The sequence below is a fragment of the Gemmatimonadaceae bacterium genome, from assembly GCA_016720905.1.
Classification (GTDB): Bacteria; Gemmatimonadota; Gemmatimonadetes; order Gemmatimonadales; family Gemmatimonadaceae; genus Gemmatimonas.
Window position 1 is genome coordinate 76,901 of record JADKJT010000012.1, and the last position, 19,289, is coordinate 96,189.

Consider the following 19,289-nt stretch of genomic DNA (forward strand, 5'->3'; position numbering starts at 1 on the left):
TAGTTCATGACCAATACGGCAAAAATCGCCATCGCAGTCGTTGTCGTCGGGGCCGTGGGCGGCCTGGGCTACATGAGTTGGAAGAAGGGACAGACCACCGCGGTTGAGGTACGCACCGAAGCGGTGGAAGCGCGTGATCTCGTCGCGTCGGTGACGGCCAGCGGCCAGATCCAGCCGCGCACGAAGGTTGACGTCAGCGCCGACGTCACCGGCAAGATCGTGCGCCTGTCGGTGAAGGAAGGCGACTTGGTCAAGAAGGGCCAGTTCCTGCTACAGATCGATCTTGAGCAAGTGACCGCCGTGTTGCAGTGCGTTGAGGCTGGGTTGGCATCCACGCGCGCACAGGCGGCGCAGGCGCGGGCCAATCTGATCCAGTCACAGAAGAACTTTGAGCGGTCGGAAAACATCAGGAAACAGTCGCCCACGTTGGTGAGCGATGATCAGCTCGAGCAGTTGCGTACCCAGGCCGACGTCAACAAGGCCCAGTTCGAAGCGGCGACGTTTGGTGTCGAGCAGGCGGTCGCATCGGTGCGTGACGCCAAGCAGGCACTCAGCCGGACGACCATCATCGCCCCGATGAGCGGCAAGGTCACGCGACTGAACGTGGAAGAGGGTGAAACGGCCATCATGGGCACGCTCAACAAAGATGCCGCGACATTGCTGACGATCAGCGACATGAGTGTGCTGGAAACCAAGGTGAAGGTCGATGAAACCGACGTGGCGCGCATCAGCGTCGGCGACTCGGCCCTGATCCAGATCGACGCCTTCCCCGACACCACCTTTATCGGGCACGTGGTGGAGATTTCCAACAGTTCAGTGACCAAGTCCGCCGCGACCAACACGGGCGACCAGGCCATCGACTACGAGGTGCGCGTTCAACTCCTCAATCCGCCGGTGGACACGCGTCCGGACTTCTCGGCTACGGCCAAGATCGTCACGGCCAGCCGCACCAAGGTGCTGTCCATTCCGATCATCGCCCTCACGGTGCGCGAGAACGAAAAGCTGCCCAACGCCGACACGGCGGTGACGGTTGGCCGTGCCCAGCCGGCCAAGGAAGTAGGCAAGCGGGACGTGGAAGGGGTCTTCGTGGTGGGGGCGGACAACAAAGTGAGCTTCCGGACCGTAAAGGTGGGTATCGCCGGCGAGCGCCACTTCGAAGTGCTGGAAGGGCTCAAGGCCGGCGAAACCATCGTCGCGGGAACGTATCAGGCCATCCGGGAGCTTAAGGACGGTGCCTTGATTCGCACCGCCAAGCCTGAAGACAAGAAAACACCGGCCACCGGAAAGAAATCGTGAGCAATACACTCGACGACATCGGTCTCAGCACCACCGGGGAACGTCGCGCGGTCGTCTCGACCACCGGCGCCACTCCGGACAAGGACTGGGTCATCGTGACGCGCGGGCTCAAGCGGCAGTACGACATGGGTGGTGAAATCGTGCGCGCGCTGCGCGGCGTCGACCTCGCGATTCGGCGGAACGAGTACGTCGCCATCATGGGTCCGTCGGGTTCCGGCAAGTCCACACTCATGAATCTCATCGGCTGCCTCGATACGCCGAATGAGGGTGAGTACTGGCTGAACGGCATGCTCGTGTCCACGATGTCCGACGATGCGCTCGCCCGCGTGCGCAACAAGGAAATCGGATTCGTCTTCCAGACGTTCAACCTGCTCCCCCGTGCCACCGCGCTCCAGAATGTAGAGTTGCCACTGGTGTATGCCGGTGTGTCGTCCGACGAGCGCAAGAAGCGCGCGACGGAAGCGTTGGAGCGGGTGCAATTGGGCAGTCGTATCAGCCACCGTCCCAACGAACTCTCCGGCGGTCAGCGTCAACGTGTCGCCATCGCGCGCGCCCTGGTCAATCGTCCGTCCATCCTGCTGGCAGACGAACCCACCGGTAACCTCGACTCGCAGACCTCCGAGGAGATCATGCGGGTCTTCGAGGAGTTGGCCAGCAACGGACAGACGGTGGTGATGGTCACGCACGAACCGGACATTGCCGTGCATGCCAAACGTGTCATTGTGTTACGCGACGGCGTCATTTCCAGTGACGAAAGCAGCGCGCAGTACGCCCTGAAGATCGGCAGCGAGCGCGTGCACTAGGCGCCACGTCGTGGTGCATCCCCGGCGCGAAACTCTGCGCGCCGGGCGCCGTATCTCCTCGCAGACCCCAGCGGCGCGAGGCGCGTAGATGCACTTTTTCGAAGCAGTCCGGTTGGCGCTGACCACCATCCGCGTCCAGAAACTCAAGAGTGCGTTCACGCTGCTCGGTGTCTGCATCGGCGTGATGTTCCTCATCTCCGTGGTCTCCATCGTTGAAGGGATGGGGAAGTACCTGGAGGAGGACCTGATCGGCAAACTGATTGGCGTCAACACGTTCGAATTGCGGAGTCGCCCGAACATCAACATCGGCGATGTCGACGAAGCGCAGTGGGAAGAACTGCGCAAACGCCCGCGACTCGACATCACCGATGTGCCGCCCGTGGTGCGCGACCTGCCCGCCGACGTGAAGTGGTACCTCTCGAGTGAAGACCAGGTCTCCGCCACCTCATCCGTCAGCAGCAAGCCGCGACAGGTGCGCGTGCTCGCCGTCGATGGCCAGTACTTCGAGGTCAAGAAACTCGGCGTCACCGCCGGCCGAGCCCTGTCCGAACAGGAGCTGGCGCGCGGTGAGAAGGCCGTCGTGTTGGGTTTGGACGCCGCCGAACGACTGTTCCCGGGGCTGGACCCCCTCGGGCGCGACATCAGGATGGGTGGCGTGACGTACAAGGTCGTTGGGATTGCCGAATCGCAGGGCAAGGTGTTCGGCATGTCCTTCGACAATTTCCTCGTGGCCTCGTGGCGATCGCCCATTCGCCGGTTGCTGAACAGCCGCCCCAACATTGTCGATGCCGTGGCGATTCAATCGCCCAGTGATGTGGCGATGAAGGAAACGATGGAGCTCGTGCGGGCGACCATGCGCGGCGTCCATCAATTGCGCCCCGGCCAGAAGGATGACTTCTCGCTGCAAACGGCCGATTCGGCGCTGGAATTCTGGAACAAGATCAAGCGGTACCTCGTGCTGGCCGGCATTGCCCTGCCGGCGATTGGACTGGTGGTGGGCGCCATCGTGATCATGAACATCATGCTGGTGGCCGTGTCCGAGCGCACGCGCGAGATCGGCATTCGCAAGGCGTTGGGCGCGCGGCGGCGCGATATCATGGCGCAGTTCCTCATCGAAGCGTCGACGCTGGGGACGGTGGGGTCTGCCATCGGTGTGGGGCTCGGTATTGGTCTGGCCGAGTTGCTGGCGGCATTGACGCCATTGCCGGCCAGTGTGGCACCATGGTCCATCGTGGTGGGCATCGCGCTGGGCGCGGGCGTCGGTATCGTCTCGGGGGTCTATCCCGCCAGCCGAGCGTCGCGGCTGGATCCCATCGACGCCCTGCGTCAGGAGTAACGCATGGCCCTCGGATCGTTCCGGCTCTTCGCCGTCACTGAAGGCGTCCGCATTGCCATCGACGCGTGCCGTGCCAACAAGATGCGCGCCGGCCTCACCATTCTTGGCATCGCGGTGGGCGTGTTCGTGGTGGTGGCGATTTCGGCGGCCATTCACGGCATCAACCAGTCGGTTGCGCGCGACTTTGCCAGCACGGGTCCCACCACATTCTTCGTGAGTCGCTATCCCATCTCGTTCGAGGGATGCGATGGGTCGGACGACACCTGCGCGTGGCTGCGCAATCCGCCCATTCGCTCCAACGAAGTGGAAACGCTGCGTCGACTGAGCACGATTGAAGCGGTTGGCGAACGCCTGGACTGGTCGGCGGCGGCGCGCTATCGCGATCGCGCACTGTCGCAGACCAGTATCGAGGGATATTCCGCCGAGTGGACCACCATTGGCGCGCCGGACATTTTTCCGGGCCGCGCGTTCACCGCGGCCGAGGCGCGCACCGGGGCGCGGGTGGCAGTGCTGTCCACGCTGATGGTCGAGCGATTGCTGGGCGATCTCGACCCGATCGGCAAGAGCATCATGCTCAACGGCGTGCCGTTCGAAGTCATCGGGGTGTACAAGGACAACGCCAGTTTTCTGTCCGGCGGCGAACGCCCCAAGGCCGTCGTCCCCGTCCAGGCCCTGATCCGCTATCTCGGCGCCCGCGCGAGTGGCATTGGGCTGGCTGTCCTGCCGCGGGCCGATGTCACGCGCGACGAGGTGGTGGACGACGTGACGGCCTCCATGCGCGGCCAGCGCGGATTGCGTCCCTCGCAGGAGTCGTCATTCGCCATCATCACGCAGGACAAGTTGCTCGACACGTACAACCAGATCTTCGGCTTGTTCTTCCTGGTGATGATCGCGTTGTCCGGTGTGGGGCTGATTGTCGGCGGCGTGGGCGTGGTGGCCATCATGATGATTTCGGTCACCGAGCGCACGCGGGAGATCGGCGTGCGCAAGGCCCTGGGCGCCACGCGCGGCACCATCCTGTGGCAGTTCCTGGTGGAGGCGGCGACGCTGACCGGCATCGGCGGGGCCATCGGTCTGTTCGTGGGATGGCTGGCCGCCGTCGGCATTCGCAGTTACTCACCCATCGAGGCTTCCATTCCGCCGTGGGCCGTGGTGGTGGCGCTGGGAGCCAGCGCCATCACGGGTGTCTTGTTTGGCCTGCTCCCCGCGTCGCGCGCCGCGCGACTCGATCCCGTCGACGCGCTCCGGTACGAATAGCATGCCATTCCTGGAAGCGGTTCGCCTCGCACTCAACACCATTCGTGTCCAGAAACTGAAGAGCTTCTTCACGCTCATCGGCGTCACCATCGGGGTGATGTTCCTGATTGCGGTGGTGTCCATCGTCGAGGGGATGAGCCGGTACGTGGAGAACGACTTCGCCGGCAAGCTGTTCGGGGTAAACACGTTCACCCTGCGTCGCTGGAACGACTTCAACACCGACGACAATCTCGACTGGCGCGAGATCATGCGACGACCGCGGCTCTATCCCACCGATGCGCGGATGGTGCGTGGTGCGCTGCCCCCGGGTTCGCAGTCCGCGATCACGAGCGAGACGTTCATGAAGGCCGACTCGCCAAACAATCGGCCACGCGACGTGCAGGCGGTGGCCACGGAAGCGGCCTACTTCACGATCAAGAAATTCAACGTCACCACCGGGCGCGCGTTCGGACCGCAGGAAGTCGCCGCGGGGTCGCGGGTCGTGGTGATTGGCGTTGAGGTCGCTTCGCATTTCTTCGCCGGGTTGGACCCGATTGGGCGGGAGATTCGCCTGGCGGGCGTGCCGTATGAGGTGATCGGCGTCATTGAGAAGCAGGGCGCCATTTTCGGTTTCTCTCTCGACCGTCTCGCCATCGCACCGTATACCAGCCCCTTGTCACGAGCGATTCGCCCGAGTGGTGACATCGAAAGTCTGATCGTGCAGGCGCCCACCGCCGATTTGGTGGTCGATGGCATGGATGCGGCGCGCGAAGTCATGCGCGCCTCGCGGCGCATGCCGCCGGGGAAGCCCGACAATTTCGCGCTTGAGACGCAGGACGAAGCCATGGCGTTCTTCGACGGACTCAAGTCGAAGATGGTGATCTTCGGTACGGCGTTGCCGGCGATTGGCCTCGTGGTCGGCGCGATGGTGATCATGAACATCATGCTCGTCGCCGTCGCCGAACGCACGAGGGAAATTGGCGTGCGGAAAGCGCTGGGCGCTCGGCGGCGCGACATCATGTCCCAGTTCCTGGTGGAAGCCGCGACGCTCAGCGTCGTCGGCGCGGCAATCGGCATTGGATTGGGCATTGCCTTGGCGGCGATCATTGCGGCCACGACGCCGTTGCCGGCCGCCGTGGCCCCCTGGTCCATTGTCGCCGCACTCTCGGTTGGTGCCGGCGTTGGCGTGGCCGCAGGCATTTATCCGGCCAGTCGCGCCGCGCGGCTCGATCCGATCGCCGCGTTGCGGCAGGAATAGGAGCGGCGCATGCGACTGATCGATCGATTGTTGATGGCATTCGAAGGCATCGGCATGGCCTTCGATGCCATGCGCGCGAACAAGGTACGGGCGCTCCTCACGATTGCCGGGGTCGCCATTGGGGTATTCGTGGTCGTGGCGATGGGGGCCACCGTGCACGGCATTCGAAAGAGCTTTCAGTCGGATCTGGATGAATTCGGGGCCACGTCTTTTCAGGTGCGGCGTCGCGGCGTTGGCATGAACAATTGCGACGGAACTGACGATACCTGTCCCGAACGCAAGAATCCCGGAATCACGTTGGCCGAGTGGACATCGATCAAGCAGTTGTCCACGGTCGAAACCGCAACGGCGTGGTTGTCGGGACAGGCCAATTTCGACTACAAGGATCGCCACGTCACGAATGTCGGCTACGACGCACAAAGCACCGACTGGATCAAGACAGATGTTGCCGATATCTCACCCGGACGAAGTTTTTCGCAATCGGAGCACGACGCCGGCGCCCAGGTGGTGGTCATCAATGACACGCTGAAGAATCGATTGTTCGGCGATTCCGATCCTATCGGCAAAGCGATTGCCGTTGAAGGCAAACAGTTTCTCGTCATCGGCGTGTTTCATACGAAGGCGGGATTTCTCAAGACCATGGACGGTCGCGGGCCAGACAAGCCGCGCGCGATTCTCCCCATGATGACGGCATACCGGCATTTGGACGTGTGGCGGCGTGGTTTGCTGATCATGGTGAAGCCGCAGGCGGACGCCCCGCAGGCGGAGGTCATGGACGCGATCACCGAGCTCCTGCGTGGCCGACGTGGGCTGAAGCCGGGTGTGCCGAACAATTTTGCCCTCGTCGCGCAGGATCGCATGATGGAGACATTCGACCAGTTGTTCGGGGCCATTTTCATGGTCGGCCTGGCCCTCTCTGCGGTCGGACTCCTGGTCGGTGGCGTCGGCGTGATAGCCATCATGATGATTTCGGTGACCGAGCGGACGCGCGAGATCGGGGTTCGCAAGGCACTGGGGGCCACCAGGGCCACGATTCTCTGGCAATTCCTGGTGGAGGCCGCGACCCTCACCTCGGTGGGCGCGTCAGTGGGTCTGGTCATCGGTGCCGTACTGGCCTGGATTGTCCGCACCAACACCCCGGTGCCGACATCGATCCCGGCGTCGGCAATCGTCACGGCGATTCTGGCCAGCATCGGTACCGGTATCGTTTTTGGCATGCTCCCCGCGATGCGAGCCGCCCGACTCGATCCGGTCGAGGCGTTGCGACACGAGTAGTGCGCGCCGGGTTATTTTTGAGGGGTGAAAACCCGTGATGCAGTCGGTCTTGCCCTGTCCCAGCTTCGTGTCCAGAAGCTGAAGAGCGCCTTCACCCTGCTCGGCGTCACGATTGGCGTGATGTTCCTCATCGCCGTCGTGTCGATCGTGGAGGGTATGGGTCGTTATGTCGAAGAGGATTTTGCCGGCCGGCTGATCGGCAAGAACACGTTCACGTTGCGGCGGTTCAACAACGTGGGACCCGGCGGCAACCGGGGATTCGACGCGCGCACGGCACAGCGCAACCCGCTGCTGCGTATGACCGATATCGATGCGGTGCGTGCAGCGATCCCGGCCAACATGAATTCCAGCATCGCCAACGAGACGTTCAAGTACGCCTCGTCGCCGGGGTCACGCCCGCGTCAGGTGCAGGCGGTGGCGACCGATGCGAACTATTTCCAGATCAAGACGTTTGCGGTGGAAAAGGGGCGCGCGTTCAGTGATCAGGAAGTCCGCGCCGGGGCCACGGTCATCGTCATTGGCGTCGAGGTTGCCGAGCACTTCTTTCCCGGGCTCAATCCCGAGGGACGTCAGTTGCGCGTGGCGGGTGTGCCCTTCACGGTCATCGGCGTCGTCGAGAAGCAGGGATCGGTGTTCGGGTTCTCGCTCGATCGACTGGCCATCGCCCCCTATACGTCGCCGATGGGGCGGATCATTCGTCCCCAGCGGGATATCTCGTCACTCATCGTGCAGGCACCGCGCCAGGAGGACCTGGCAGACGGCGTGGAGGCGGCGCGCGGGGCCCTGCGGGCGATCCGGGGACTGCGCGCCAGCGAGCCGGACAACTTCGGGCTCGTGACACAGGACGCGGCCTTCGGCTTCATCAATCAGCTGAAAGGACGACTCATTCTGTTCGGCACGGCGCTGCCGGCCATCAGCCTGATTGTCGGCGCGATGGTGATCATGAACATCATGCTGGTGGCCGTGGCCGAACGCACCCGCGAGATCGGCGTGCGCAAGGCGCTGGGGGCCAAGCGCAGTGACATCATGTCGCAGTTTCTCGTGGAAGCGGCAACGCTCAGCACCCTTGGCGCGCTGATCGGCATCGGGCTGGGTCTGGGTCTGGCCGAACTCATTGCCGCGTTAACGCCGTTGCCGGCGGCGGTTGCGCCGTGGTCGATCGCCGCGGCCATCATCACCGGGGCCGGCGTCGGCATTGCGGCCGGACTGTATCCCGCCAGTCGCGCGTCGCAACTCGACCCCATTGCCGCCCTGCGCCAGGAATAGCCCCGTATGAATCGACTGCTGCTGGTGTTCGAGGGTGTTGGGATGGCGATTGACGCGATCCGATCCAACAAGGTGCGTGCGGCACTGACTATTGCGGGTGTGGCGATCGGCGTGTTCGTGGTCGTGGCCATGGGCGCCGTGGTGAACGGCATTCGCCAATCCTTCCAGAAGGATCTCGACGAAATTGGCGCCACCACATTCATCGTGCAACGACGCGGCAGCGGCATCAGTGCCTGTGATGGCACGGATGAGAAGTGTCCGGACCGTCGGAATCCTCCCATTTCGTTCGCCGAATGGGACATGATCGGACGGCTGCCTGGCATTGCCAATGTCATCGGTGTGCTGGGAGGCAGTGGTAATTTCGCCTACAAGAACGTGCGTCTCGACAACGTGGGCTATGACGCCTACAGTCCGGAGTGGCCCGAAGTGGACGCCTCGGACATCAACCCGGGACGCAACTTCACGCGCACCGAGTACGACGCCGGACAACCTGTGGTGCTGCTGAACGACACGCTCAAAGCGCAGCTGTTCGGCGAATCGGAACCGATCGGCAAGCAGATCATGATCAGCGGTCGGCAGTTCACGGTGATCGGGATTTATCAACCCAAGGCGGGATTCCTCAAGTCACTTGAGGGCAAGGGACCGGACACGCCGCGCGCCATTGTGCCGCTGCAGGCCTCCGTGCGCACGCTGGATGTCTGGAAGGGGGGACTGACCCTGCTGGTCCGTCCATTCGCGACGGCGACGCAGAGCCAGGTGATGGATGAAGTGATGGCGGCCATGCGTGCGCGGCGCGGCCTCAAACCGGGCATGCGTGCCACGTTTTATCTAGTGGAGCAGGATCGCATCAAGGAGACGTTTGATCAGCTCTTCGGCGCGATCTTCGCCGTTGGACTCGCGTTGTCGGCGGTGGCGTTGTTGGTGGGCGGTGTGGGTGTCGTGGCCATCATGATGATTTCCGTCACGGAACGCACGCGTGAGATCGGCGTGCGCAAGGCGCTGGGGGCGACCGCGGGCACGATTCGCTGGCAGTTCCTGGTGGAGGCCGCCACGCTCACCAGTATCGGGGCGCTCATCGGTCTCGGGATCGGCGCCCTCCTGGCCTGGGCCATTCGCAGCAACAGCTCCATCCCAGCCACCTTGCCGGTCAGTATCGTCGCCACCGCGCTGATCGCCAGCGCGATCACGGGCGTGGCGTTCGGCATGCTCCCCGCCATCCGCGCGTCGCAACTCGATCCGATCGAAGCGCTCCGGCACGAGTAGCGGTTCGGCGATGCGCTTCGTTGACGTCATCCGGCTGTCGTTGCAGCAGCTGCGCGTCAATCCGCTGCGCACGGCCTTCACGCTGCTGGGCATCGTGGTGTCCGTGGGGTTCCTGGTGGCGGTGGTGGCGATCATCCAGGGGATGAACGCGTACGTGAAGGAGAACATCGCCGATGCGATGATCGGCATGAACACGTTTCAGGTGCGTCGTCTTCCCATCAGCCTGGGGTTTTTCAACGACGACGAATTCCGCCTGCTGCGGCGACGCCCTCGCGTGGACGAACGCGACGCGGACGCGGTGCGGGCGGCGTTGCCCGACGCTGACGCCATCAGCCTGCAATCCGGCTGGCCGACACCGCAGGCGGACATGAGCTGGCGGAATCGCACCCTGGGCAGCGTGCAGGTGTTTGGCGTGACGCCGGGCTTCCAGATTGTGCAGGACTACAAATTCACGGCGGGTCGTCCGTTGAGCGACACGGACGTGAGTGAGCGGCGCCGCGTCGTCGTCATCGGCGCCGACGTGGCCAGCAAGCTGTTCGACGACGGTGTGGCCGTTGATCAGGAAGTTCGGTTGATGGGGCAGCGATTCACCGTGATCGGCGTGGTGGGGCGCAAGGGACGTGTACTGGGGCAGTCGTTTGACGGGTTTGCCCTGCTGCCGATTTCCGCCTTCGAAGCGATCTACGGCCGCCGACAGACCACCACCATTTCCGTGAAGATGCGCGACGCGGCTGATGTCGCTCCCGCGATGGCGCGGGCGCAGGAGGCCATGCGGGTGTCGCGCGGCCTCCGTCCGATCGAGGCCGACAATTTCGACGTCGGCACCGCCGATGCCTTGGTGGACTTCTGGAAGCAACTCACCAAGGTGCTGTTCGCCGTCGTGCCCGCCGTGGTGGCCATCGGCATTCTGGTGGGCGGCATCGTGATCATGAACATCATGCTCATGGCCGTCACCGAGCGCACGCACGAAATTGGTTTACGAAAGGCCGTGGGCGCAACCTCCGCCGACGTGCGCAAGCAGTTTCTGGCCGAAGCCGTCACGCTGGCCGTATTGGGCGGCGCGCTGGGTGTGGCGTCGGGCTGGGGACTGGCCACCGTCATCGCCGCCGTGTCGCCGCTTCCGGCCCGCGTGAGTCTCTGGTCGGTGGTGCTGTCGCTCACGCTTGGCGCCGGCATCGGCATCCTGTTTGGTGTCTACCCGGCCTCGCGCGCGGCGCAACTGGACCCGATTACCGCCATGCGCGCCGAGACATGACGTGACGCCACTCCTGCGCGTCGACGCGTTCGGCGAGAACATTCGCATTGCCTTCGATGCGCTTCGCGTGAGCAAGTTGCGATCGTCGCTGACCATTCTGGGTGTCGTCATCGGCGTCGCCACCGTGATGGCGATGGCGGCCATCGTGCAGGGCATTCGCGATTCAATCGTCCGGACGATTGAAGTGGCCGGCCCCACGACGTTCTACGTGATGAAGAAGTTCTCGCAGACACCGCTCAATCCGGACAACCTGCCCAAAGACGTCCGCATTCGTCCGGACCTCTCGGACGACGAAGCCGGGCAGCTTCGGCGGTTGCCGGAAATCGGCTACGCATCGCTCTGGGCGCAGACGCTGGCGCGCATCGAGGCCGACGGCGCGCGCACCCAAGCCATGGCGATTTTCGGCGCGGACGACGGCTTCACGCGCATTCAAAATGGCGAATTGTTGAGCGGCCGGTGGTTTTCACGGACCGAATTGCTGGCCGGTTCACCGGTCGTGGTGCTGCAGGATGAAACCGCTCGTCGCCTGTTCGGACAGGAAGCGAGTCTTGGCCGCTGGGTCCGGGTAGGCGGCCGGCCGCTGGAAGTGATCGGACTGTGGCAGGAACCGGCCAACGTGTTCGCGCCCCCGGCCAATCGGTGGGGGCGGTGGTGCCGTATCGGCTGATGGATCACCAGTTCCAGATTGACCGCACCAACGCCTTGTGGATTCCGGTCAAACCCCGTGACGGGGTGAGCGTATCGGACGCGCAGAGTGCGGTGACCATGAAGCTTCGCGAGATGCGCGGTCTTCGCCCGCGCGACGGCAATACGTTCGACCTGATCACGCAGGATCAGGTGTTGGACACCTTCAATGGCATTACCGGGGTCTTCTTTCTGGTGATGATCGTGCTGTCGAGCGTAGCCCTGTTGGTTGGCGGCATTGGCGTGATGGCCATCATGACCGTGTCGGTCACCAGTCGCACGCGCGAGATCGGCCTCCGGAAGGCGCTCGGTGCCTCGCGGCGCGATATCCTCCAGCAGTTCTTGATCGAGGCAGCGACCCTCACCGGGATCGGCGGCGCGATCGGGATTGTGGTGGGGCTGTCGATGGGACGCGTGGCCTCGCTTGCCCTCGATGTCGACGCACCGGTTCCGCTGACGTTTACCATTCTCGCGGTGGCCGTCTCCGTGGGGATCGGGATCGTGTTCGGCATGATCCCGGCGCAACGCGCCTCGCGGCTGGATCCCATCGAGGCGCTGCGCCACGAGTAGTGCTTGCCGACGTCTCGCCCCACCCGACCTTGTCGCCGTTCCCCATCGCCCGTACTCTCCCTCATGGCTGACCTTGACCTGCTGGCCATCGCGCCACATCGCGATGATGCGGAACTGACCTGCGGCGGCACACTGATTCGGGCCGTTGATGCCGGGCATGCGGTTGGCGTGCTGGACCTGACGCAGGGCGAGATGGGAACGCGTGGGTCGGCCGCACTGCGCGCGGCAGAGGCCGACGCGGCGGCGCGCGTCATGGGGCTGACCGTGCGGGAGAATCTGGCGTTGCCCGATGCGGGCATTCGCAACGACGACGACACCCGCGCGTTGCTGGCGCAGGCCATCCGGCGGTTGCGCCCGCGCGTGGTGATTGCGCCCGCCCCGACTGGTCGCCACCCCGATCATCGACGGGCGACCGAGTTGGTGCGGGACGCCTGCTTTCTGGCGGGGCTGGCGAAGTTTGCGCCCGGTGACGCACCGGCATTCCGGCCGTTCAAGCTGCTGCACGTCATCACCTATCGGGAAGACGCGCTGAAGCCGACGTTCATTGTTGACATCAGCGAGCAGTTCACGCGCAAGATGGACGCGATACGCTGCTACGCCTCGCAGTTCGACGGGGCGACGCAGGCCGGGGAGGTCTATCCGAATGGCGAATCGCTGTACGACGTGGTCACGCATCACGCGGCCCACTACGGGTCACGCATCCGCGTACGCTACGGCGAGCCTTTTTTCACCGAGGAAACGATGCGCGTTGACGACGTCACCGCACTCGGTGTCTCCACGTTCTGACCTCCTGCCACGCGCAGCCTCCCCTATGAGCGAATCGAAACACGCCGGCGCCACAAGCGGCATGGATTACGGCCGTTACCTGCAATTGGAGGAACTGCTGGCGCTGCAAACGCCGCAATCGTCGCCGGAACACCCCGACGAACTGCTGTTCATCGTCGTCCATCAAGCGAGCGAATTGTGGTTCAAGGTGCTGCTGCATGAATTGTCCACGCTGGTGGGGGCGCTGCAGCAGTTCGACACGATGCGGGCGCTGCTGGCCATCCAGCGCGTGAATGTGCTGACCGAGATCATCGCGCAGCAATTGTCGTCCCTGGACACCCTGCCGCCGCAACGCTTCGCGCAGTTTCGTGGCTATCTGGGTTCGTCCAGCGGTTCGCAGAGCGTGCAGTTCCGGGCCATCGAAGCGACCGCCGGTTTGCGCGACCCGCATTTCATGGCGGCGATCACTGAACACGGCGATCCGCCACCGGCGGTCAAGGCCGCCCTCGAGCGACCCACACTGCAGGCGCTCGCGGAAGCCCTCATCGCGCACGAGGGCGTCACGCTGGAGTCGCTGTATACCGGCCCCGGGCCCACGCCGCTCTTTCTGGTGGTGGAAGGCCTGCTGGAGTTTGAGCAACGCTTTGCCCGCTGGCGGTTCCTGCATGTGCAATTGGTGGAGCGCATCATCGGACCGGGCACCGGCGGCACGGGTGGCACGCTGGGCGCGAAGTACCTCGCCCGGACCGTCTCGCAACGTTTCTTCCCGTCGTTGTGGGCGGTGCGCAGTGAGTTCTATGGGAGGGGAAGTACTCAGTACTAAGTACCAAGTACCAAGTACCAAGTACCAAGTACCAAGTACCAAGTACTCCATCTCCCATTCGATGACTGACGCTACTCTGATCGATATCTCGATACCGCTATCTGCCGCCACGCCGCCCTGGCCGGGTGACGTGCCGTTCTCGTGCGGATGGACGTGTCGGCGGGAGGCGGGTGAGAGTGTCAACCTTGGCGTCATCACGACCAGTCCGCACGTGGGGACGCACGCGGATGCGCCAATGCATGTGGAGTCCGCGTGGGCCGCCAGCGAGTCATTGCCGGCGGAGATCTTCGTTGGCGAGTGCCTGGTGGTCGCACTGCCGGACAACCATCCCGTGTCGGACGACGTCAGTGTCGCGACGCTTTCCGCGCTGCTTGGTGACCGGCGCACGATGCGACTGCTGGTCCGTACTGGCTATTCGATTGCGCAGGGTACGTTCCCCGACGATTGGCCCGCGCTGAGCCCTGAGGCCGTGCGGTGGTTGCTGGATCGCGGTGTGCGGTTGTGGGGCAGCGATGCGCCGAGTGCCGATCGACGCGCCAGTCAAACGCTTCCTGTGCATCACGCGCTGTTTGCGGGCGGCGCGTATGTGCTGGAGAATCTGGCGTTGGCGCACGTCACGCCGGGCGGCTACGAGTTGCTGGCACCACCGTTGGCGGTGCATGGTGCCGATGCCGCGCCGGTGCGGGCGATGCTTCGGGCGCGCTCCGACCATCGGTAACATCGGGTTGCCGAGCGCGTCAGGTATCCGCTTCGCGTTGGCGGTGCAACCGTTCGATCTCGGCATCCACGGACGGCAGCACGAACATGTCGTCAGCGATCTTGGCAATTTCCTCGGCTTCACGCCATGCGCGCTCGAGATCGGCCAACTCGCCGTCCATCGCGCGCCGCTCGGATTCCTCATGCAGGGCCATTTCCAGCGCCAGTCGGTAGTTGGTCGGTAGCGTATGCAAAGCACCCGGTAACTTTCTCACGCGACCATCGCCGCTCCAACCTCCGGGCTTTCGCTTCCAGCGTTCCTGGTTGGCGCGTGCGCCGTGTCGTTCCTGCACGTTGGCCAGCACGCGCAGCGGGTCGCCCGCTTCCTCAAGCAGTGATACCGCATCGCGCACGTCAGTGCGTGTGCCACCGAATCGATTGACGGTTGGCATGAGGCGGGCCGCGGCACGCATGGCCGCGTCGCCGGTGAGAATATGCGTGCCGGCCACCGATTCAAGTCGTAATTGCATCTGACCGGGGGTGTCACTGCGCTCGATGGCACTCATGCGTGCATGTCGCCGCTGTACGTCCACCAATCGCCCATCGGCGAGCGCTATGCGCCCGATGGACTTGCCCGGCCGGCCATTGATGAGCGAGTCCCACAGACCGCCATTGGCGTAGACGCCGGCGAAACTGCCAAAACTCGCGCCAACCCACAGCACGCCGCCAACGATTGCCGTCGCACTGCCCAGCACCGCACCGGTCACCAGCATCTGCCGTTTGCGACGTCGGCCGAACTGATCGCCGTATCGCCAGGCGGCCATCTCCGGCCGCTGGGGCGCCCCGATGCGAATGAGATCGACTCCCTCGCGCAGTCGCGCGAGACCGATGTTGTCGGTGCTCACCCTCAACCGGCTGTCACGGAACCGGCGTTCTGCCTGTTCGACCGCCTCCCATCGCTCCTCGAGCGGTGACAGGTTCCAGCGGTCACACTGCCGACACACCACCCACAGTCGACCACGGGCGGCATCAAACGCCAGACGCGTACCCACCGGAAAGGCCTCAAAGGCCTCGTTCCTACCGAGGTCGGTGGTGCAGTGAATACAGGTCGTGAACACGGAGGGTGATCGGAGGACAACCGAAGGGTGCCATGGATCCTGATACCCGGTAATTTAGGGGATGAACCCGCTCGTCTATCTGGACCACGCCGCGACGACTCCCGTCCGCGACGAGGTCATGGCTGCCATGGCGCCCTTCTTCGGTCCGCAATTCGGCAACCCCTCCAGCGTGCATCGCTGGGGGCGTGAAGCGCGTGTGGCGCTGGACGAGGCTCGAGAACGGCTGGCCGACTGTCTCGGCGCGCACCACGACGAGGTGTGCTTCACGTCGGGTGGCACCGAAGGCGACAATCTGGCGGTGCTGGGGGTGTCCCGCACCCTGCGCGCCATCGGGCGTACCGTGGCCATCACGACGCCCGTTGAGCACAAGGCCGTTCTCGAAGCGGTGCACCAGGTGACGCGTGAAGGCGGCGAGGAGCGCCTGCTCCGCGTCACCGCCGACGGGATCGTGGACCGCGAGGACTATGCACACCGCCTCGACGCGCGCGCGGCCATTGTCAGCGTGATGTGGGTGAACAACGAGACGGGTGTGGTGCAGGACGTCCCTGCACTTGCCGCGGACGCGAAGGCCGCCGGCGTGGTCTTCCATACCGATGCCGTACAGGCGTTCGGCAAGGTGGACATCAACGCGAAGGCCACGCCCTTTGACCTGCTCACGATTTCCGGACACAAGATCGGCGCACCCAAGGGCATCGGCGCGCTGTTCATTCGTCGGGACACCCCACTGGCGCCGATGTTGCACGGTGGCTCGCAAGATCGCGGTCGACGACCCGGTACCGAGAACGTGGCCTTCGCCATTGGCCTGGCGACGGCGGCTGAACTGATCATCGCTGAACAGGCCACTGAAGGTGCGCGTGTGCGCACCCTGCGCGACACGTTGGAAGCCCGGTTGCGCGAATGCATTCCCGATCTCGTGATTCACGGTGCCGGCGCACCGCGCGCGTCGCACATCTCCAACGTGTCCATTCCCGGCACGGACAGCGAGTCGATGCTGATGGCGCTCGACATGCGCGGCATTGCCTGCAGCGGCGGGTCGGCGTGTCAGAGCGGCAGCGTCTCGGCCTCGCACGTATTGAGTGCCATGGGCGTGCCACCGGCCGTGGCCGGCGCCGCGATCCGCATGTCGCTGGGTGCCCTCAGCGATGCCACATCGGTGGAACGCGTGGTGATCGTGTTGGCGACACTCGCCGGCAAGGCCCGCGGCGCGTTTCCCGCATTCGATTGATGCGCCCATGCTGATGGACGCGGTGGGTCCCGCCAAGGGCGAGCGCGTGCTGGTGGCGATGTCGGGCGGCGTGGACTCGTCGGTCGCGGCCGCCTTGCTGGTTGACGCGGGCTGCGATGTGGTCGGCATGACGATGAAGCTGCATGCCGATGGGAGCGATGTGCCCGATCGGCCCTGCTGCTCACTCGACGCCACCAGTGACGCCCGCCGTGTGTGCGAGAAGCTGGGGATCCCGCACTACGTCACCAACCTGATCGATCACTTCGGGCAGGATGTGGTGGACGATTTCGTCCGCGAATACGCGCGCGGACGTACACCGATTCCGTGCGTGCGCTGCAACACGTTCACGAAGTTCCGCGACCTGTTGCACAAGGCTGACGCGGTTGACGCGCATTGGCTGGCGACGGGTCACTATGCCCGCATGGGGAGTGTCGACGGCGTGCGCGTCATGCGCCGCGGCCTCGACGCGTCAAAAGACCAGAGCTACTTCCTCTGGGGCATCGCCCGGCCGGTCCTGGACCGCCTGGTGTTGCCCATTGGCTCGCAAACCAAACCGGAGACGCGCGACATGGCACGACGGTTTGGCTTGCGCACCGCAGAGAAGCCGGAGAGTCAGGATATCTGTTTCGTGCCCGACGGCGATCATGTGCGCGTCCTGCGAGAACACCTCGGGGCGAATGCCCCATCGCTGTCGGCCGGACCATTTCGACTGGTGAGCGGCGAAGTAGTTGGTGAGCATGAAGGCTTCGCGCGGTTCACGGTCGGCCAGCGCAAGGGTCTGCCCGGCGGATTCGCGGAACCGATGTTCGTGGTGAGCATCGTGCCCGGCGAACGAGCGGTGGTCATCGGTCCGCGTGAGGCGCTCGTGGGCCGCGACGTGGAAGCGCGGGAGCTCAACTGGCTGGCCGAACCACCGACCGTTGGTGCGACCGTGCAGGTGCAGGTGCGCAACCGGGCCAAGGCGGCCGCGGCCACGGTGCGGCGCATCGATGCCACGTCCATCGAATTGGCACTTGATGAACCCGTCCTGGCGATCTCGCCGGGCCAGTCGCTGGTGGTGTATGACGGAGAGATCGTGCTGGGCGGCGGGGTGATTGAGAACTCAGTACTTGGTACTTAGTACCTAGTACTTGGTACTTAGTACTTGGTACTTGGTACTTGGTATTGCATTCCCGTCGTCATCACTGCCACGGCCATGTCCGCGGTCACGTTCAACAGTGTCTTGAACATGTCGGGGATCGTGTCCAGCGCGATCATGATACCGATGCCTTCCACCGGCAGGCCGATTGCCGTGTACAGCGGCGCCTGCAGCAGCATGCCACCGCTGGGGATTCCGGGCGTGCTGAAGCTCAGCACCACCGAGGACGCGGCTACCAGCGCGATGGACGACGCGGGGAGCACGATCCCATACAATTTCGCAATGAACAGCGCACCCACCACCCAGTACAACGCGCTGGTGAGCTTGAACACCGACACGCCAAGTGGCAGGACAAATCCGGTGGCGGTGGTGGGCAGCTTCAACACGTCGGTGGCGCCTTTCACCAACGCGGGTAGCGCGGCCAGCGAGCTGCGTGCGCCAAAGCCAACCACCTGACCGGGCAGCAGCGCCCGTGTGAACAGTGCCAACGGCACGCGACGCGTCACGCCAATGAGCACGTACAGGCCGACGGTTGAAATCAGGTGCAGTGCGATCAACACGGCCACGTAGAACCCGATGGCGCCGATGGCGGAGGCGCCAAGTTTCTGGCCCAACGCAACGGCCAGCGCAAAGATGCCCAACCAGCCGATGGCCAGGATCCAACGCACCACCACCAGCATCGCGTCGGCCATGCCCTTGAAGAACGCCACCTGTGTCGCGCGCGCCTCGGGGGCGATGCGTCCCAACGCAAACGCGTATAGCAGCGTGAACAGCACCATCGGCAGCAGCGCGCCATCCGACGCGGCGCGTACCGGATTGAGCGGAATGAGACTCAGCACCCAGCTGCGCACCGACAGCGCGTCGGCCGGCGGCAAGTCGATGTTCGCGGACTCGCGCAGGCGCGTCGTGGCGTCGGGATCGAGACTCAGCCACTGAAACAGCCACGGGGAAACCAGCGCCGAGAACACCGCGCAGACGAACAGCAGGGCCAGAAACCAGGCGAACGCGCGCGCACCGACCGCGCCAGTGTGTCTGGTATCATCCGCGCCCGCGACACCGATAATGAGCAGCGGCACCACCAGCGGGATAACGGTCATCCGCACGGCGTTGATCCAGGCCGTGCCCACCGGCTCGAGCATTGCCACGATGCGCGTCGCCATGGCCGGCGGAAGCAGATCCTGCGCCAGCAGCATGCCGAACGCGAGACCGAGGGCGAGGCCCATCGACACCTGAACGGCCTGCGATCGAAACGGCGACGTACGCGAAAGCACGCCGTTCATCG

18 protein-coding genes are annotated in these 19,289 nt (G+C 64.3%); 16 read left to right on the plus strand and 2 right to left on the minus strand.

Features of this window, described 5'->3' with window-relative positions; all coding sequences use genetic code 11:
- Window positions 1-6 precede the first annotated feature (6 nt).
- The 14 genes from IPP90_11715 to IPP90_11780 all read left to right on the plus strand — a co-directional run bounded on the left by IPP90_11715 (window position 7) and on the right by IPP90_11780 (window position 14,548).
- Window positions 7-1,296, plus strand: coding sequence for an efflux RND transporter periplasmic adaptor subunit (locus IPP90_11715; GenBank protein MBL0171380.1), 1,290 nt, complete (start codon window positions 7-9; stop codon window positions 1,294-1,296).
- Window positions 1,297-1,421: 125 nt separating this feature from the next.
- The gene (locus IPP90_11720; protein MBL0171381.1) at window positions 1,422-2,099 is read left to right on the plus strand and encodes an ABC transporter ATP-binding protein; all 678 of its coding nucleotides are present in this window, start codon (window positions 1,422-1,424) and stop codon (window positions 2,097-2,099) included.
- Window positions 2,100-2,187: 88 nt separating this feature from the next.
- Window positions 2,188-3,435 (plus strand): ABC transporter permease, encoded by a 1,248-nt coding sequence (locus IPP90_11725; protein ID MBL0171382.1) that lies wholly within the window; start codon window positions 2,188-2,190, stop codon window positions 3,433-3,435.
- A 3-nt stretch (window positions 3,436-3,438) separates the two neighbouring features.
- Window positions 3,439-4,692 (plus strand): ABC transporter permease, encoded by a 1,254-nt coding sequence (locus IPP90_11730; protein MBL0171383.1) that lies wholly within the window; start codon window positions 3,439-3,441, stop codon window positions 4,690-4,692.
- Between the two features lies 1 nt (window position 4,693).
- On the plus strand, window positions 4,694-5,929 hold the full coding sequence (locus IPP90_11735; GenBank protein ID MBL0171384.1) for an ABC transporter permease: 1,236 nt from the start codon (window positions 4,694-4,696) through the stop codon (window positions 5,927-5,929).
- Between the two features lie 27 nt (window positions 5,930-5,956).
- The gene (locus tag IPP90_11740; protein MBL0171385.1) at window positions 5,957-7,204 is read left to right on the plus strand and encodes an ABC transporter permease; all 1,248 of its coding nucleotides are present in this window, start codon (window positions 5,957-5,959) and stop codon (window positions 7,202-7,204) included.
- Between the two features lie 24 nt (window positions 7,205-7,228).
- Window positions 7,229-8,470, plus strand: coding sequence for an ABC transporter permease (locus tag IPP90_11745; GenBank protein ID MBL0171386.1), 1,242 nt, complete (start codon window positions 7,229-7,231; stop codon window positions 8,468-8,470).
- An 18-nt stretch (window positions 8,471-8,488) separates the two neighbouring features.
- Window positions 8,489-9,733 (plus strand): ABC transporter permease, encoded by a 1,245-nt coding sequence (locus tag IPP90_11750; GenBank protein MBL0171387.1) that lies wholly within the window; start codon window positions 8,489-8,491, stop codon window positions 9,731-9,733.
- Window positions 9,734-9,743: 10 nt separating this feature from the next.
- On the plus strand, window positions 9,744-10,988 hold the full coding sequence (locus tag IPP90_11755; GenBank protein ID MBL0171388.1) for an ABC transporter permease: 1,245 nt from the start codon (window positions 9,744-9,746) through the stop codon (window positions 10,986-10,988).
- A gap of 1 nt (window position 10,989) precedes the next feature.
- On the plus strand, window positions 10,990-11,655 hold the full coding sequence (locus tag IPP90_11760; GenBank protein MBL0171389.1) for an ABC transporter permease: 666 nt from the start codon (window positions 10,990-10,992) through the stop codon (window positions 11,653-11,655).
- A complete protein-coding gene (locus tag IPP90_11765) occupies window positions 11,655-12,242 on the plus strand; it encodes an FtsX-like permease family protein (GenBank protein ID MBL0171390.1) in 588 nt (195 codons plus the stop codon). The genes IPP90_11760 and IPP90_11765 overlap by 1 nt, the downstream gene beginning before the upstream one ends.
- Window positions 12,243-12,305: 63 nt before the next feature.
- Window positions 12,306-13,028, plus strand: a complete 723-nt coding sequence (gene bshB1, locus IPP90_11770; GenBank protein ID MBL0171391.1) for a bacillithiol biosynthesis deacetylase BshB1 — start codon at window positions 12,306-12,308, stop codon at window positions 13,026-13,028.
- A gap of 25 nt (window positions 13,029-13,053) precedes the next feature.
- Entirely contained in the window at window positions 13,054-13,830 is a 777-nt protein-coding gene (locus IPP90_11775; protein ID MBL0171392.1) for a tryptophan 2,3-dioxygenase, read from the plus strand.
- Window positions 13,831-13,891: 61 nt separating this feature from the next.
- Window positions 13,892-14,548, plus strand: coding sequence for a cyclase family protein (locus IPP90_11780; protein MBL0171393.1), 657 nt, complete (start codon window positions 13,892-13,894; stop codon window positions 14,546-14,548).
- Between the two features lie 19 nt (window positions 14,549-14,567).
- Here IPP90_11780 and IPP90_11785 read toward each other — a convergent pair whose 3' ends face one another.
- On the minus strand, window positions 14,568-15,644 hold the full coding sequence (locus IPP90_11785) for a hypothetical protein (GenBank protein MBL0171394.1): 1,077 nt from the start codon (window positions 15,642-15,644) through the stop codon (window positions 14,568-14,570).
- A 61-nt stretch (window positions 15,645-15,705) separates the two neighbouring features.
- Here IPP90_11785 and IPP90_11790 point away from each other — a divergent pair, with 61 nt between their 5' ends.
- Both IPP90_11790 and mnmA read left to right on the plus strand, forming a co-directional pair.
- Complete coding sequence (locus IPP90_11790; protein ID MBL0171395.1) at window positions 15,706-16,869, plus strand: cysteine desulfurase; 1,164 nt, start codon at window positions 15,706-15,708, stop codon at window positions 16,867-16,869.
- A 7-nt stretch (window positions 16,870-16,876) separates the two neighbouring features.
- Window positions 16,877-17,989: a tRNA 2-thiouridine(34) synthase MnmA gene (gene mnmA / locus IPP90_11795; protein ID MBL0171396.1), complete on the plus strand. Its 1,113-nt coding sequence runs from the start codon at window positions 16,877-16,879 to the stop codon at window positions 17,987-17,989.
- Between the two features lie 17 nt (window positions 17,990-18,006).
- Here the strand turns inward: mnmA and IPP90_11800 are convergent, their stop codons facing one another.
- Window positions 18,007-19,287, minus strand: coding sequence for a dicarboxylate/amino acid:cation symporter (locus IPP90_11800; GenBank protein ID MBL0171397.1), 1,281 nt, complete (start codon window positions 19,285-19,287; stop codon window positions 18,007-18,009).
- Between the last annotated feature and the right edge of the window lie 2 nt (window positions 19,288-19,289).

What these genes read in the sequence shown, in the direction of transcription:
- IPP90_11730 (MBL0171383.1), top strand. Translation starts at nt 3,439, where the DNA reads ATGGCCCTCGGATCGTTCCGGCTCTTCGCCGTCACTGAAGGCGTCCGC.
- IPP90_11725 (MBL0171382.1), top strand. Translation starts at nt 2,188, where the DNA reads ATGCACTTTTTCGAAGCAGTCCGGTTGGCGCTGACCACCATCCGCGTC.
- mnmA (MBL0171396.1), top strand. Translation starts at nt 16,877, where the DNA reads ATGCTGATGGACGCGGTGGGTCCCGCCAAGGGCGAGCGCGTGCTGGTG.
- IPP90_11765 (MBL0171390.1), top strand. Translation starts at nt 11,655, where the DNA reads ATGGATCACCAGTTCCAGATTGACCGCACCAACGCCTTGTGGATTCCG.
- IPP90_11780 (MBL0171393.1), top strand. Translation starts at nt 13,892, where the DNA reads ATGACTGACGCTACTCTGATCGATATCTCGATACCGCTATCTGCCGCC.
- IPP90_11720 (MBL0171381.1), top strand. Translation starts at nt 1,422, where the DNA reads ATGGGTGGTGAAATCGTGCGCGCGCTGCGCGGCGTCGACCTCGCGATT.
- IPP90_11755 (MBL0171388.1), top strand. Translation starts at nt 9,744, where the DNA reads ATGCGCTTCGTTGACGTCATCCGGCTGTCGTTGCAGCAGCTGCGCGTC.
- bshB1 (MBL0171391.1), top strand. Translation starts at nt 12,306, where the DNA reads ATGGCTGACCTTGACCTGCTGGCCATCGCGCCACATCGCGATGATGCG.
- IPP90_11775 (MBL0171392.1), top strand. Translation starts at nt 13,054, where the DNA reads ATGAGCGAATCGAAACACGCCGGCGCCACAAGCGGCATGGATTACGGC.
- IPP90_11800 (MBL0171397.1), bottom strand. Translation starts at nt 19,287, where the DNA reads ATGAACGGCGTGCTTTCGCGTACGTCGCCGTTTCGATCGCAGGCCGTT.
- IPP90_11790 (MBL0171395.1), top strand. Translation starts at nt 15,706, where the DNA reads ATGAACCCGCTCGTCTATCTGGACCACGCCGCGACGACTCCCGTCCGC.
- IPP90_11735 (MBL0171384.1), top strand. Translation starts at nt 4,694, where the DNA reads ATGCCATTCCTGGAAGCGGTTCGCCTCGCACTCAACACCATTCGTGTC.
- IPP90_11715 (MBL0171380.1), top strand. Translation starts at nt 7, where the DNA reads ATGACCAATACGGCAAAAATCGCCATCGCAGTCGTTGTCGTCGGGGCC.